The organism is Streptomyces sp. AA1529, assembly GCF_000280905.1.
GTDB lineage: Bacteria > Actinomycetota > Actinomycetes > Streptomycetales > Streptomycetaceae > Streptomyces.
Genome location: NZ_ALAP01000089.1, coordinates 13,476 through 27,818, shown reverse-complemented (window position 1 = coordinate 27,818; position 14,343 = coordinate 13,476). Strand labels below are relative to the sequence as shown.

Genomic DNA, 14,343 nt, shown 5'->3' with positions numbered 1-14,343 from the left:
CGACGGCGTCGACCGGCATGCGGCCCACCGCCGCCGCCCCCTCGGGCGCGGCCCCGAGCAGCTCCAGCAACCGGCGGCACATCCGCTCGGCCTGCGCGAGCACCGTCTCGGACAGGGCCCGGTTGCGGGCGACCGCGCTGCGGGCCACCTCCAGTTCGTCCAGCGCCAGCTCCACCTCGCGGCGGCCCTCGAAGTAGGGCTCGAAGCAGGGCCAGTGCTGCACCATCAGCTCGCGCAGCTGCGGCAGGGTCAGAAAGGAGATGAGGGTGTCGTCGGCCGGGTCGAGCAGATAGCCCTTCCGGCGGCTGACCTCCCGTACCGCCACGGCCCGCTGCACCCACTCCTGGCCGGCGGGCCCGGCCGCCGCGATCACCCACTCCTGGCCGTGCACCGGTTCGTAGATCGGCCGCAGCACGGCGGCGACGACCGCCCGCATCCGCTGCTCGACCAGATTCAGCCAGACGTACGCGCGCCCGGCGCGCTGCGCCCTGGTGCGTACCTCGGTCCAGTCCTCCTCGCCCCAGCCCACGTCCGCGCCGATCTCCATGGGCCGGGCCAGCGGGACGGCGCCCGGTTGCCCGGCACCTCCCAGACTCCGGCCGGGAGGTCCCCCCGGACCGAGCCCACCGCTCGGATCGTCCGTCGCTCCGGCCTCACCGGCGGGGCCGCCGCCCTCCGGCTCCTCACCGCCGTCGCCTGGGGGGAGTTCAAGCCCTCCCGCGCCCAACTGCGCACCGCCTTCCACACCCGCTCTCGGCCCCCGCTGTTCGATCAAGGAAGACTACTTCGGCCGCCCCCGGGGGTGCACCCGGAACGCCTGTCAACTTCCCGTGCTCGTACGGGTGGACGGGGTCCGGCCGGCCCCCGGGGGACGGCTCGGCGGCAGCGGCGGGGGCGGGCGCCGCAGCGCGCACGACGCGGGGCCCCGTGTCCCGCGCCCGGAGCGTGCCGGCCGGGCGGCGCGACGGCATCCACCTGGCTGCGCGCTCTCCCTCCCGGAACCGGTCCACGCCCCGTCCTACCGCCTCGCGGCCGCTTCGCGCCAGCGCCCGGACAGGACCGGTACCGGGAATTCACACCCGCCACGCGCCGCGCCGTCACCGGCGCTCCTCCCGCAGCACCCGACGTCGAGCGAGGCGGTGGGCGAGACATTTCCGACGCTGGCGGGGCGCGGGCTGCACCGGCACCGGTGAGCCGGCGCACAGCCGCCGCGCCCGGCCCGGAGTGGCGCGCGACGCCCCGCTACGGCCGCCGCAGGCCCGCGACGCTCTCGGCGCCCGGGGCGGGCACCGCGTCCGGCCCGAGATTCCGGCCGGGCACGGGCACCGCCTCCGCGCGCCGCTCGGCGGCGGTCGACGACGGGAGGAACGCCGCGATCACCAGCCCCAGCAGTGCGGCGCCCGCCGCGATGAGGAACGCCGTGCGGAAGCCGTCCAGGTCGGGCACCCGGGTGGGGCCCAGGGGGATCGACATCCGGGCCAGGACGACGCCGACGACCGCGCTGGAGGTCGAGGTACCGATCGACCGCATCAGAGTGTTGAGCCCGTTGGCGGCGCCGGACTCGGACGGGTCGACGGCGCCGAGGATGAGGGCCGGCATCGCCGAGTAGGCGATGCCGATGCCCACGCCGATCAGCACGGACAGCACGACCGTCTGCCACACGGCGGCCATCAGCTGCGTCCCCAGCAGATAGGAGGCGGCCAGCACGACCAGCCCGGTCATCAGCGACACCTTGGGCCCGCGCGCCCTGGAGAGCCGCGCGGACAGCGAGGAGACCGCCATCATCGCGAGGCCCATGGGCGCCACGCACAGCCCGGAGACGACCATCGACTGGCCCAGTCCGTAGCCGGTGGCGGCCGGGAGCTGCAGGAGCTGGGGCAGGACGAGGGTGAGCGCGTAGAAGGCGAGGCCGACCATGATGGAGGCGAGGTTGGTCAGCAGCACCTGGCGGCGGGCGGTGGTCCGCAGGTCCACCAGCGGATCCGCGGTCCGCAGCTCCAGCACCCCCCATCCGGCGAAGAGCACGGCGGAGGAGGCGAACAGCCCCAGCACCGTCGGGCTGGACCAGCCCCAGTCACCGCCCTTGGAGATGGGCAGCAGCAGGGTCACCAGCCCGGCCGCGAGGCCCAGGGCGCCCGGCAGGTCGAAGCGGCCCGGGGCCCGCAGCGGGGACTCGGGTACCAGCAGCGCGACGAGCAGCATGGCCAGCGCACCGATCCCGGCGGAGCCGAAGAAGAGCATGTGCCAGTCGGTGTACTGCGCCACGTAGGCGGCCAGCGGCATCCCCAGCGCGCCGCCCACGCCGAGCGAGGAGCTCATGAACGCCATCGCCGAGCCCAGCCGTTCGGGCGGCAGCGCGTCCCGCATGATGCCGATGCCCAGCGGGATGGCCCCCATGGCGAACCCCTGCACGGCCCGCCCGGCGACCATCGGCACCAGCGCCGAGGTGAAGCCGCACACCAGCGAGCCCAGGACCATCAGCCCCAGGCTCAGCAGCACGATCCGGCGCTTCCCGTACAGGTCCCCGAGCCTGCCCATGATGGGCGTGGCGACCGCGCCCGCGAGCAGCGTCGAGGTGATCACCCAGGAGGCGTTGGAGGTGGAGGTGTCCAGCAGGGCGGGCAGCCGGGCCACGATCGGGACGATCAGTGTCTGCATGACGGCGACGGAGATTCCGCCGAACGCCAGTACGGGAACGAGCCAGCGCTCGCCCTCCGCCGCCCGTATCGGCCCGCCCGCCCCCACTGTGTTGCTCTCCCCCACGCGTGCCGTCCTCTCTCTGTCGCATGCCTGTCGAACCTTTGCCGACGTCCCCGTCGGACTCTCCACGGTGCGCCGCTGCACACGGCAATCCGCGTGCAGCGTACAAATGAACCCTCGAGGACCGCCCGTTGTTCCGCCGGAAGGCGGGGCGCGTGGAAGCGGCGCGGCGGCGTGGCCGCCTCCCCCGCCCGTGGGGCGCACGACCTGACCGAGGGGCGCACGACCCCGGCCGGAGCGCCCGAACACCGGGGACCTCACCGGCCCGCGGACCGCACCGCGTCGGGTACGCGTGTCCGGCATCCGGCCCCGCACCCACGGTCGTGGACCGTGCGGCGGAGCCGACGCCATCGGCGCGGCGCGGCCGTCACCGGCAGGGCGCCGGCCTCAGCTCTCGGTGGGCTCCAGGCGCAGGGAGAGGGAGTTGATGCAGTACCGCTGGTCGGTGGGGGTCGGGTAGCCCTCGCCCTCGAAGACATGGCCCAGGTGGGAGCCGCAGCGGGCGCAGCGCACCTCTGTGCGGACCATGCCCATGGAGCTGTCGGTCAGCAGCTCGACGGCGTCCGAGTCCGCCGGGTCGTAGAAGCTGGGCCAGCCGCAGTGGGAGGCGAACTTCGTTCCGGAGCGGAACAGCTCGGCACCGCAGGCCCGGCAGGAGTACACACCGGTGGTCTCGGTGTCGGTGTACTCACCGGTGAAGGGACGCTCCGTACCGGCCTCGCGCAGCACCTGGTACTCCTCGGGCGTCAGCTCCGCGCGCCACTGTTCCTCGTTCTTGTCGATCTCGTAGGCCATCTCGGCTCCTCAGCGCTGTTCGGGACACGGGCCCGGGGCGGGCCGTGCGGACGTGAGCGTCACCCGGCGAGCCGGGCGAGAATCCGCGGGCCCAGCTCGGTGACGTCACCCGCGCCCATGGTGAGAACGAGATCGCCGGGCTCCGCCATTCCCACGACCGCCTCGACCGCCTCGTCCGGGGTGTCCATGGCCCGCACGGCGGCGCCCGCCGCCTGTGCGGCGTCGGTGATCAGCGCGCTGGTCACGCCGGGAATGGGGTCCTCGCGCGCCGGGTAGATCGGCAGCACGACCGAGCCGTCGGCCAGCGACAGTGCCTCTCCCATCTCCTTGCCGAGCTCCTGGGTGCGGCTGAAGAGGTGCGGCTGGAAGACCACCAGTACCCGGCCGCCCTCCGCGCCACCGCGGATGGCCTCCAGGTCCGCGGTCATCTCGGTGGGGTGGTGGGCGTAGGAGTCGATCACCTGTACGCCGCCGGTGAGGCCCTTGAGCTGGAGCCGCCGCTTGACGCCGGTGTAGGAGCCCAGCGCGCGCCCCAGCTCCGCGGCGGGCACGCCCAGCGCCGCGCCCGCCGTGAGCGCTGCCACCGCGTTGAGCGCGTAGTGGGCGCCGGGCACCGAGACGTCGAAGGTGAGCTCCTCGCCGTCGAGCACGACGGTGACCTCGCTGGCCAGCCCCCTCGGCGTGATCTTGAGGACCCGTACGTCGGCGTCCTCGGCGACGCCGTAGGTGTGGATGGTGAGCGCGCGGTCGCGCGGCGTGGCGCGCAGCCGGCGGACCAGCTCCCGCGCCCCGTCGTGGTCGGCGGAGACCACCAGGGTGCCGCCGTCCACCACGCGCTGCACGAACGTCTCGAAGGAGGTGTAGATCTCCTCCATGGAGGCGTAGTTGGCGTGGTGGTCCAGCTCCACGTTGAGGACGATGGCGACCTCGGGCGCGTACTTGTGGAAGCTGCGGTCGCTCTCGTCCGCCTCCGCGACGAAGATCTCCCCGGTGCCCTGGTGCGCGTTGGAGCCGGGGCCCTCCAGGTCGCCGCCGATCGCGTACGAGGGGTCCAGCCCCAGGTCGGCGAGACTGACGGCGAGCATCGAGGTGGTCGTCGTCTTGCCGTGCGTACCGGCCACGGCCAGCGGCCGCAGCCCCGCCATCAGCGCGGCCAGCGCGTCGGCGCGGTGCAGCACCGGGAGGCCGCGCCGGTTGGCCTCGACCAGCTCGGGGTTGTCCTCGCGGATCGCGCTGGAGACGACCACCGTCGTGGCGTCCGGCGCCAGATGCGCGCTGGCGTGCCCCACATGGACGGTCACCCCGAAGCCGCGCAGCGCGTCGGCCGTCGCGGACTCGCGTGCGTCACTGCCCGCGACCCGCGCACCGCGCACCGCCAGGATCTTCGCGATACCGGACATCCCCGCGCCGCCGATCCCGATGAAGTGCGGCCGCTCCATGGCGGTGGGGAGGGAGGGGGTGGCGGCAGCGGTCATACGGACTTCTCCTGGCTGGCTCGGTCGGGCGCCGCACGCGCGCGGGCGCGGCAGGCGGGGGACGGCGCAAGCCTATGCGGTGCGGGCCGCCACCTCACGTGACCCCCGGCCGCTCCGCGCCGGTCGGCCCGCGTGCCTCCGGTGCCGGCGGGCACCGGTGGCACGCGGGCCGACCGGGCTCACTCCTCGTTGTGCGCGAACAGCTTCAGCACCGGAACGCCCACCTTGTGCCGGGCCCGGGAGGCCCAGTCCCGGTGGAAGAACTCCTCCACCAGGTGCGGGGCGGTCAGCACGATGACCTCGTCGGCGCGGGTCTGCTCCGCGACCGACTTCAGGACGTCCAGGGGGTGGTCCTCGATGATCTGGCCGACCGCCTCGCAGCCCGCGTCTCTGAGGTGCTTGAGGGACAGCTCCAGGGCCTGCTCGGCGGGCCCGACGGCCTCTCCGCCCTCCGGTTCGTCGGCCTCGCGCACCACCTGCTCCAGTTCGCCGAGCGCGACGTCGTCCAGCGCCCGCAGCAGCCGGTCCTGGTCGCCGCGCGGCTGCAGGAGCACGACGAAGGAGACGGTCTCCTCGCCGTGCAGCGTCGTCACCATCTCGGTGTCGGCCGCCACCAGCGGCTTCTCGATCATCAGCACTGTCGTGATCACGACTGGCGCTCCTCCTCCGGTCGGAAAGAAACCCTGCGGCCCCGTGCTCCCAGGGGTCCTGCGGTTGTCAGTCTGCCCAGCGACACGAAAGCGGAACGTCTCATTCCGCAATGCTTCGCGACCGACGGTAGCGGGTGAAGAGGAATCCCTCTTCCTCCAGCACCCCCTCCAGCGCGTACGCGTCGGGGTCGGGCAGTACGGGTCCGTTCATGATCCGCGGGGCCGACCCGGCGACGATCCGGGGGGCGATGGACAGGCACAGTTCGTCGAGTACCCCCGCGTCGGCGAATTCCCCGAGCAAAGTGGGACCGCCCTCCGTCAACTGCCTGCACAGCCCCCGGTCCGCGAGCAGCCCCGGGACCCGGGCCGGATCAGCGTTGCCGCCCTCACCTGCGAAGATCACCTCGGCACCGGCCTGCCTGGCGCGCTCCACCCGGTCCGGCGGCGCGCCGCCTCCGGTGATCACCAGGGTGGGTACGGCGGGCTCGGTGAACAGCGGAGCCGCGAAGTCCAGCTCCAGCCCGGCCGAGACCACGGCGATGACCGGCGCGGGCGGCTGCCCGGCGGCGGCGCGCCGGTCGGCGAAGGCCCGGCGCCGCTTGGCGGGCCGGTAGCCCTCCTGCCGCACGGTCCGGGCGCCGACGACCACCACGTCGGCGAGCGCCCGCAGCACGCCGAAGATCCGCATGTCGGCCGGGGAGGAGAGCGGCTGGGAGCGCCCGCCGTGATGGATGGCACCGTCCAGGGAGGCGACCATGTTGCCGCGCAGCCACCGCGCGGCCCCCTCGACTCCCCCGCCCACCGGCGGATAGGCGTACTCCGCTGCGATCTCCTCGAGGCTCCACTCCGGCGCGGACACCGCTGCCTCGGAGGCGGGCGAGAGGGACACCGGGGCTGTACGGGATGGGAACAGGCGTTGCATGCGCGCAGTGTGGCACGGCGCACGCCCGGTGAGCGGCACGCCCGCAGGGGTGAGCCGACTAGCATGACAATCGTGTCAACGACCGCAGCGCACATATCCGAGACCGGCTCCGACTCCCCCGGCGGCTCCGACGGCGCCCCCGTCGCCCTCACCGCACGCGAGCCGCACGTCCCGGCCGACCAGTTGGTGGCCGAGATGGTGCCGCCGCCGCGCTTCGACAGTGTGCGCTTCGCCACCTACATCCCGGACCCGGCCCAGCCCAGCCAGAGCGAGGCGGTCACGGTGCTCGGCGGATTCGCCGAGGGCCTCGGCGGCCCCGCACGGACCGGCGGCGGCCCCAGGCGCTGGTTCCGCCGGGTACCGAAGCAGGCGACCCCGGCCGGGCCCCGGGGCGTGTACCTGGACGGCGGCTACGGCGTCGGCAAGACACACCTGCTCGCCTCGCTGTGGCACGCCGCGCCGGCCGCGCCCGAGCGCAAGGCGTTCGGCACCTTCGTCGAGCTGACCAACCTGGTGGGCGCGCTGGGCTTCCAGCAGACCGTGCGCACCCTGGGCGACCACCAACTGCTGTGCATCGACGAGTTCGAACTCGACGACCCCGGCGACACCGTGCTCGTCTCCAGCCTGCTGGCCAAGCTGGTGGAGAACGGAGTGGCACTGGCGGCGACCTCGAACACACTGCCGGGCAAGCTGGGCGAGGGGCGATTCGCCGCCGCCGACTTCCTGCGCGAGATCCAGGGCCTCTCGGCGCACTTCCGCGCCCTGCGCATCGACGGCGAGGACTACCGCCACCGCGGGCTGCCGCAGGCTCCCGAGCCGTACGCCGAGGAGCAGGTCACCACCGCCGCGCGGCGGATACCCGGGGCCTCGCTCGACGGCTTCCCCACGCTGCTGGGCCACCTCTCCCGGGTCCACCCCAGCCGCTACGGCGCGCTGGTCGAGGGCGTGCGGGCCGTCTGCCTGACCGGCCTGGCGCCGGTTCCCGACCAGTCGACGGCCCTGCGCCTGGTGGTGCTCGCCGACCGGCTCTACGACCGGGAGATACCCGTGCTGGCCTCGGGGGTGCCCTTCGACGAGCTGTTCGGCGAGGACATGCTCAAGGGGGGTTACCGCAAGAAGTACTTCCGGGCGATCTCCAGGCTGACGGCGCTCGCCCGGGACGGCGGCGCGCTGACCGGTGGCGCGGACTGATCCCGCCGGCCGGCGGCGAGGGCTGATCCCGACCCCGTCGCGGCGCGCCCGCCGCGGAGCGCCTCCGCCGCGCATACCGTCCGGCGCCCAGTTCGCGCCGGTCGTGTCCTGAGCGCTGTGCGCACACTGGTGCGCGTGGTACACACACTCGGGTCACCTGTCCGCCAACAGGGGAGAGTGCCCGATGCCCACGACCCGACGTCAAGCGCTGGCAAGAACCGGAGCCGCCGGGGCGGCAGTCGCCTTCAGCGGCGCGCTCTCGGAACTGTTCACAGGGACCGCCGCGGCCCAGGCCACCGGCGGCAGCGCGGGCTACGGCCCGCTCCTGCCCGACCCCGACGGACTGCTCGATCTGCCCAAGGGGTTCCGCTACAAGGTGCTCTCCCGCGAGGGCGACCCGCTCCGCTCCGGCGAGGGCCGGGTCCCCGGCAACTGCGACGGCATGGCCGCCTTCGGGAGCGGACGGCACGGCCACCACGGCCACCACGGCCACGGCAGGGAGCGCACCTGGCTGGTGCGCAACCACGAGAACCGGATGGAGTCGCGGGTCCCGGTCCCCGCCGTCGACGGGCTGACCTACGACCCCGCGGGCGAGGGCGGCTGCACGGTCCTGGAACTGGACGGCGACAACGACGTGCTGGCCGAACGCGTCGGCATCGCGGGGACCTCCACCAACTGCGCCGGCGGACCCAGCCTCTGGGACACCTGGCTGACCTGCGAGGAGACCGAGTACCGGGCCGGCGAGGGAGGGTACACCAAGGACCACGGCTTCGTCTTCGAGGTCGGCTTCGACCGCCGCCGCCCCACCTCCGTCGAACCGCTCACCGCGATGGGCCGCTTCCAGCACGAGGCCGTCGCCTTCGACCCGCACACCGGCGTCGTCTACGAGACCGAGGACGCCTTCGACGAACCCTTCGGCCTCTTCTACCGCTTCCTGCCCAGGAAGCCCAAGGGCGGCTACGGTTCGCTGCACGCCGGGGGCAGGCTGGAGGCCATGCGGGTGCCCGGCGTGCCCGACCTGTCCGCCGTCACCGAGACGGGCACCTCCTTCGACCGGATCGAGTGGGTGGAGGTCCCCGACCCGCTCGCGGCGGAAACCCCCGTCCGCCTCCAGGACTTCGGCAAGGGCGGCATCACCCACGCGCAGAAGCTGGAGGGCTGCTACTGGGGCGGCTCCTGCGTCTACTTCGTCTCCAGCTACGCCCGCACGGCGGAGGGTTCGCAGGGCGACCACTTCGGCCAGATCTGGCGCTACGACCCGCGCCGGCGCCGCCTCACCCTCGTCGTGGTCTTCGGTCCCGACACGGACGTGCAGCTCCCGGGCGAGGAGCCGGACAACATCTGCCTGGCCCCCAGCGGCGGGCTGATGGTGTGCGAGGACGGCGCGGGGGCCCAGCACGTCTTCGGCGTCACCCGGCGGGGCACGGTCTACCCGATGGCACGGGGCGCCCAGAACATCGGCACCCCGGAGGACCCGGCGTGGGGCGAGTTCGCGGGCGTGACGTTCGCGCCGGACGGCCGCACGATGTATGTCAACTGCTACACCCCGGGGACCACGTTCGCGGTGACCGGCCCCTGGAAGCACTGAGCCCGGGCTGCTGACCCGGTCCGCCGCCCGGAGCCGCCGCCCCGGCCGTCTCGCGCACCGGCCGCGGACCGCCCGTGGGCGGGCATCCGGCCACTGGCAGACTGAACGGGTGACCGTCCCGGACAGTGCCGCCACCGGCCCCGCAGAGCCCGAGCGTTTCGTGCTGCCCCTCGTCGCGCGGATCGAACGCGCCGAGCCGCCCGCACGGACGGACGCGCTGCAGACCGCGGCCCGGGCGGTGCTCACCCTGCTGGCCGATCCGCGCACGACCGAGCCGGCGGGCGAGTGGCACGAGCGGGTGACGCGCTGGGAGGAGTTGCAGATCCGCAAGGTCGTCCGGCGGGCCCGGGGTGCCGAGTGGCGGCGTGCGGAGGAGCTCGCGGGGATCACGGTGTCCGGGGACGCGGCACAGGTGCGGGTCTTTCCGCCGGTTCCGCTGGACGGCTGGCCCAAGGAGCTCTCCCGGCTCCAGGTCTCGGGGACGGAGCTGGCGGATCCGCGGCCGCCCGAGGCCCCCGTGGCCGGTACCCCCGTGCTGTGGCTGAATCCGGAGGTGGAGATGTCGGCCGGCAAGGCCATGGCGCAGTCCGGCCACGGCGCGCAGCTCGCCTGGTGGCAGTTGGACGCCGCGGAGCGCACGGCGTGGCAGCGGGACGGCTTCCCACTGGCCGTGCGCCCGGCCCGGGACGGTGCGCACTGGAGCGAGCTGACCGGCGGCGGCCTGCCCGTGGTGCGCGATGCCGGGTTCACCGAGGTCGCCCCGGGGTCCTGCACCGTCGTCGCCGACCATCCGGCGCTGCGCGCCCGCAGCTGAGCGTCCGGGGCCGAGCAGCACCGCGGACGCTGCGGCGCGACTCCCGGCCGCAGCGGGACGGCGTCCGGGCCCCGCACTTCCGACGTGTGCCTAGCCCCGCAGCGCACCCGGGCCGGAACAGGCCCCGAGGACCCGGACCCGTACGAGGGGCGTTCCGCGACACCGCGAGACGATGCTTTACATCTACGTATGAGCAGCTGAGCATCCGATATGAACAGCGGTGCCGCGGAGCACGGCTGACGGAGCGACAGCGACACCCAGCGGGAGCCCCAGTGCGCGCAGCAGCGATCCCCTCCACTCTCGGTGCCCTGGCCCTCGCACTGGCGCCCGCCGCCGCGGCGGCCCCGCCCGGCGGCGACCACCACCGGCCCGGCCGCGCCACGGAGGCCGCCGGGGTCACTGAGGCCGCCGGGGTCGCGGCGGCCGCCGAGGACGCGGAGGCCGCCGGTATCCGGTGGGGGCGCTGCCCGGCCGCCGAGCACCTGCCCCGGTCCGTCGAGTGCGGCACCGTCCGGGTGCCGGTGGACTACACCCGACCGGACGACGCACACCTCTCCCTGACCGTCAGCAGGGCCCGGGCCACCGGAGAACCCGGCCGGCGACTGGGTCCCCTGGTCTACAACCCGGGCGGGCCGGGCGGCAGCGGGATGAGCTTCCCCCTCTACCCGCACCTGGGCGGGCTGTGGAAGCGCCTCAACGCCCGCTACGACTTCATCGGCTACGCACCCCGGGGGGTCGGCCGCTCCGACCCGCTCTCCTGCCAGGACCCCGAGGAGTTCCTCCGCGGGCCCAACCGCTCCCCCGCGCACCCGTCCTGGGCCTTCAAGCAGACCATGAACGAGCGGGCCGCCGCCTACGCCGCCGGCTGCGCCGAGGCGCAGCCCGACCGGCTGCGGCACTACACCACGCCGAACAACGCCCGCGACCTGGACGTCCTGCGGGCCGCCCTGGGCCAACGCGGGCTCAGCTACCTCGGGGTCTCCTACGGCACCTACATCGGCTCCGCCTACGCCACCCTCTTCCCCTCCCACGTCCGCCGTCTCGTGCTGGACAGCGTCGTCGACCCGTCCCCCGACAGCGTGTGGTACCAGGCCAACCTGGACCAGAACCGCGCCTTCCAGCGGCGCTGGGAGGACTGGAAGACCTGGGTCGCCCGGCACGAGGACGCCTACCGGCTGGGCTCCACGGCCCGGCAGGTGCAGGAGTCCTTCGACGCCGTACGGACCGCGGTGGACCGGAAGCCCGCGGGCGGGACCGTCGGCTCCAAGGAACTGCTGGCCGCCTACCTGGTCACCGGATACGCGGACGCGACCTGGGCGCCGTACGCGCGGGCCCTCTCCGCCTTCCGCGAGGGCGACCCGGAACCGCTGGTGAAGGTGGCCGCACCCGACATGGCGGCGGCCCGGAGCGAGGAGAACGGCAATGCCGTCTACAACGCGGTCGAGTGCCAGGACGCGCCCTGGCCGCGCAACTGGCTGCGCTGGGACCGGGACAACACCGCGACGGCGGCGGTGGCCCCGTTCAACACCTGGGACAACGCCTGGATGAACCTGCCGTGCGCCTACTGGCACACCCGGCCCGCGCAGCCGCTGCGGGTGCGCACCGACCCGGGCGAGCTGCCCGGGGTGCTGCTGGTGGCCGCGACCCGGGACGCGGCCACCCCCTACGAGGGCGCGCTGGAGACCCGACGCCGGCTGGCCGGCTCCTCGCTGGTCACCGAGCGCGGTGCGGGCAACCACGGGGTGAGCGGCGGCAACCCGTGCGTGGACCGGCACATCGAGCGCTACCTGTTCGAGGGCAGGACGCCGGGCGCCGACGCGGAGTGCGCGGCGCGGCCCGCGCCCGAACCCGGCGCCCGGCGCGCCGCCAAGCCCGCCTCCAACACCCGGGCCGCCCGCTGAGTCCGGGCTACGCCAGCCCGGCGACCAGGTCGGCGACCGGCTTGCGGCGGCCGGTGTAGAACGGGATCTCCTCCCGCACGTGCCGCCGCGCCTCGGAGCCGCGCAGGTGCCGCATCAGGTCGACGATGCGGTACAGCTCGTCCGCCTCGAAGGCGAGGATCCACTCGTAGTCGCCCAGCGAGAAGGCGGGCACGGTGTTGGCGCGGACGTCGGGGAAGCCGCGGGCCATCTTGCCGTGGTCGGCGAGCATCCGACGGCGGTCCTCGTCCGGCAGCAGGTACCACTCGTAGCTGCGCACGAACGGGTAGACGCTCACGTAGGCGCGCGGCTCCTCGTCGGCCAGGAAGGCGGGGATGTGCGACTTGTTGAACTCGGCGGGGCGGTGCAGCGCCATGTTCGACCAGACGGGTTCCAGCGCCCGGCCCAGGGCCGTGCGGCGGAACCGGTTGTAGGCGTCCTGGAGCGCGTCGGAGTCCTCGGCGTGCCACCAGATCATCAGATCGGCGTCGGCCCGCAGTCCGGAGACGTCGTAGGTGCCGCGGACCACCACGTCCTTCTCGGCGAGCCCGGCGAACAGTTCCTCGACCTCGTCCGCGTATCCGGCCCGGTCCTCGGGCAGCAGGTCGCGCAGCCGGAAGACCGACCAGAGGGTGTAGCGGATGACCTCGTTCAGGTCCTTGGCCTTCTTGCCCGCGTTGGGCTCCTTGTGCGGTGCCTCAGTCATGGCTTCTTCCTCATTCACCGTCATGCAGCGTTGTTCGGCGTTGTCGAGCGTCGTTTGGCGTCGCTCGGCGCGGGGGCGTTCAGCGTTGTCGGGCGTCCTCGTCGGCCGGACCGGTCGGCCCGGCCGATTCCAGTACCTCGTGCGCCGCGCGGCGGCCACCCGCCACGCAGGCGGGCACGCCCACGCCCTCGTACGGCGCACCGGCCACGGCCAGGCCCGGCACCGCGCCGACGGCGGCGCGGACGGCGGCGACGCGGTCGAGGTGGCCCACCGGGTACTGCGGCAGGCCGCGGTCCCAGCGGGAGACCACCGAGTCCACGGGGCGGGCGTCCAGCCCGGTGGCGGCACGCAGGTCGCGCAGCGAGAGCTCGACCAGCTCGGCGTCGTCCCCCTCCAGCACCCGCTCCTCGCCGTACCGGCCCAGCGAGGTGCGCAGCACGAACAGCGAGGGGTCCTGCTCCGCGACCCAGCTCCACTTGTGCGCGGAGAAGGTGGCGGCCTTGATGGCGCGGCCGTCGACGGGCGGCACCAGGAAGCCGCTCCCGTCCGGGATCCGGTCCGCCTCCGACCGCCGGAAGGCCAGCGTGACCAGGGCCATCGAGGCGTACTCGACCTCGTCGAGCGCCGTGGCGGCGGCGGGAGCGTGCGGGGCCAGCAGCCGGGCCGCGGCCGGTGCGGGCGCGGTCAGCACGACGCCGTCGGCGGGCAGCGCCTCGTGGTCGGTGACCGCGAGCCACCCCGGCCCACCGCCGTCGGCGGCCGCCCGCCGCAGCTCGCGCACCGGGGTGTTCAGCCGGATGTCGGCGCCCTGCGCCGCGCACGCCTCCGCCACGGCGAGCGGGAGCCTGCCGACGCCGCCCTCGATCCCCATGAAGACCGGGCCCGCGGGGGCGGGCCGGGCGGCGGCACGGTCCTGCACGGCCCGTACGGCGGCCAGCAGGGAGCGCTCCTCGCGCACGGCCTCGAACAGCTGCGGTACCGCGGCGCGCATCGAGATCCGGTACGCGTCGCCCGCGTACACCCCGCCGAGCAGGGGCTCCACGAGCCGGTCGACGACCTCGCGGCCGAGCCGCCGCGCCACATGGCCGCCCACCGACACGTCGTCGCCGACCTCGGTGCGCGGCAGCCGCCCGTCCTCGGCGATCCGGGCCAGCCCCTCGGGCGAGAGCACTCCGCCGAGTGCGGCCGGGTCGCCGGGCACGCCCATCAGATGCCCCCGGGGCATGGCGCGCACCGCGCCGCGGGTCCAGATCGCTCCTCCGGCGACGGACGGCGGCTGGAGCTGCCCGCCGAGCCCTACGGCGCGGGCCAGCTCCACGGCTTCCGGACGGCGCGCCAGCAGCGACTCGGCGCCCAGGTCGACGGCGGCGGTGCCCGCGATGCTGCCGGTGCGCAGCTTGCCCCCGAGGCGGCCGGCGGCCTCCAGCACGGTCACCCGCGCACCGAGGGCCAGCAGTTGGTGCGCGGCGGCCAGCCCGGAGATTCCGCCCCCGATGACGAGTACGTGCATACGGGCAAGTCTC

The 14,343-nt window shown here is 74.3% G+C and carries 12 protein-coding genes; 4 read left to right on the top strand and 8 right to left on the bottom strand.

The window, feature by feature from the left end:
- The 6 genes from A949_RS0125425 to A949_RS0125400 form a co-directional block, all read right to left on the bottom strand.
- Nucleotides 1-745, bottom strand: a 745-nt coding sequence (locus A949_RS0125425) for an SAV2148 family HEPN domain-containing protein (RefSeq protein WP_237735905.1), incomplete at its 3' end; no start/stop codon positions are given.
- 497 nt (nucleotides 746-1,242) lie between these two features.
- Complete coding sequence (locus tag A949_RS0125420) at nucleotides 1,243-2,763, bottom strand: MFS transporter (protein WP_019358864.1); 1,521 nt, start codon at nucleotides 2,761-2,763, stop codon at nucleotides 1,243-1,245.
- A gap of 384 nt (nucleotides 2,764-3,147) precedes the next feature.
- Complete coding sequence (gene msrB / locus A949_RS0125415) at nucleotides 3,148-3,555, bottom strand: peptide-methionine (R)-S-oxide reductase MsrB (RefSeq protein ID WP_019358863.1); 408 nt, start codon at nucleotides 3,553-3,555, stop codon at nucleotides 3,148-3,150.
- Between the two features lie 59 nt (nucleotides 3,556-3,614).
- Nucleotides 3,615-5,030 (bottom strand): UDP-N-acetylmuramate--L-alanine ligase, encoded by a 1,416-nt coding sequence (gene murC, locus A949_RS0125410; protein ID WP_019358862.1) that lies wholly within the window; start codon nucleotides 5,028-5,030, stop codon nucleotides 3,615-3,617.
- Between the two features lie 179 nt (nucleotides 5,031-5,209).
- Nucleotides 5,210-5,680, bottom strand: coding sequence for a hypothetical protein (locus tag A949_RS0125405; RefSeq protein WP_019358861.1), 471 nt, complete (start codon nucleotides 5,678-5,680; stop codon nucleotides 5,210-5,212).
- Between the two features lie 100 nt (nucleotides 5,681-5,780).
- Nucleotides 5,781-6,602 carry a pyrimidine reductase family protein gene (locus A949_RS0125400; protein ID WP_026005028.1) on the bottom strand — a complete coding sequence of 274 codons (822 nt, stop codon included), beginning with the start codon at nucleotides 6,600-6,602 and terminating at the stop codon, nucleotides 5,781-5,783.
- Between the two features lie 63 nt (nucleotides 6,603-6,665).
- Between A949_RS0125400 and zapE the strand changes: the two genes are divergently transcribed.
- From zapE to A949_RS0125380, 4 genes are all read left to right on the top strand, one after another.
- On the top strand, nucleotides 6,666-7,793 hold the full coding sequence (gene zapE, locus A949_RS0125395) for a cell division protein ZapE (RefSeq protein WP_051019635.1): 1,128 nt from the start codon (nucleotides 6,666-6,668) through the stop codon (nucleotides 7,791-7,793).
- Between the two features lie 184 nt (nucleotides 7,794-7,977).
- A complete protein-coding gene (locus tag A949_RS0125390; RefSeq protein WP_019358858.1) occupies nucleotides 7,978-9,381 on the top strand; it encodes an alkaline phosphatase PhoX in 1,404 nt (467 codons plus the stop codon).
- A gap of 109 nt (nucleotides 9,382-9,490) precedes the next feature.
- Nucleotides 9,491-10,195 (top strand): peptidyl-tRNA hydrolase, encoded by a 705-nt coding sequence (locus A949_RS0125385; RefSeq protein WP_019358857.1) that lies wholly within the window; start codon nucleotides 9,491-9,493, stop codon nucleotides 10,193-10,195.
- A 272-nt stretch (nucleotides 10,196-10,467) separates the two neighbouring features.
- On the top strand, nucleotides 10,468-12,096 hold the full coding sequence (locus A949_RS0125380) for an alpha/beta hydrolase (protein ID WP_019358856.1): 1,629 nt from the start codon (nucleotides 10,468-10,470) through the stop codon (nucleotides 12,094-12,096).
- 7 nt (nucleotides 12,097-12,103) lie between these two features.
- Here A949_RS0125380 and hemQ read toward each other — a convergent pair whose 3' ends face one another.
- Together hemQ and hemG are read right to left on the bottom strand one after the other, a co-directional pair.
- Nucleotides 12,104-12,820, bottom strand: a complete 717-nt coding sequence (hemQ, locus tag A949_RS0125375) for a hydrogen peroxide-dependent heme synthase (RefSeq protein WP_019358855.1) — start codon at nucleotides 12,818-12,820, stop codon at nucleotides 12,104-12,106.
- A gap of 79 nt (nucleotides 12,821-12,899) precedes the next feature.
- On the bottom strand, nucleotides 12,900-14,330 hold the full coding sequence (gene hemG, locus A949_RS0125370; protein ID WP_019358854.1) for a protoporphyrinogen oxidase: 1,431 nt from the start codon (nucleotides 14,328-14,330) through the stop codon (nucleotides 12,900-12,902).
- Nucleotides 14,331-14,343: the final 13 nt, after the last annotated feature.

Coding starts and splice junctions, on each gene's coding strand:
- zapE (WP_051019635.1), top strand. CDS start 6,666: ATGACAATCGTGTCAACGACCGCAGCGCACATATCCGAGACCGGCTCC.
- murC (WP_019358862.1), bottom strand. CDS start 5,030: ATGACCGCTGCCGCCACCCCCTCCCTCCCCACCGCCATGGAGCGGCCG.
- A949_RS0125390 (WP_019358858.1), top strand. CDS start 7,978: ATGCCCACGACCCGACGTCAAGCGCTGGCAAGAACCGGAGCCGCCGGG.
- msrB (WP_019358863.1), bottom strand. CDS start 3,555: ATGGCCTACGAGATCGACAAGAACGAGGAACAGTGGCGCGCGGAGCTG.
- hemQ (WP_019358855.1), bottom strand. CDS start 12,820: ATGACTGAGGCACCGCACAAGGAGCCCAACGCGGGCAAGAAGGCCAAG.
- hemG (WP_019358854.1), bottom strand. CDS start 14,330: ATGCACGTACTCGTCATCGGGGGCGGAATCTCCGGGCTGGCCGCCGCG.
- A949_RS0125400 (WP_026005028.1), bottom strand. CDS start 6,602: ATGCAACGCCTGTTCCCATCCCGTACAGCCCCGGTGTCCCTCTCGCCC.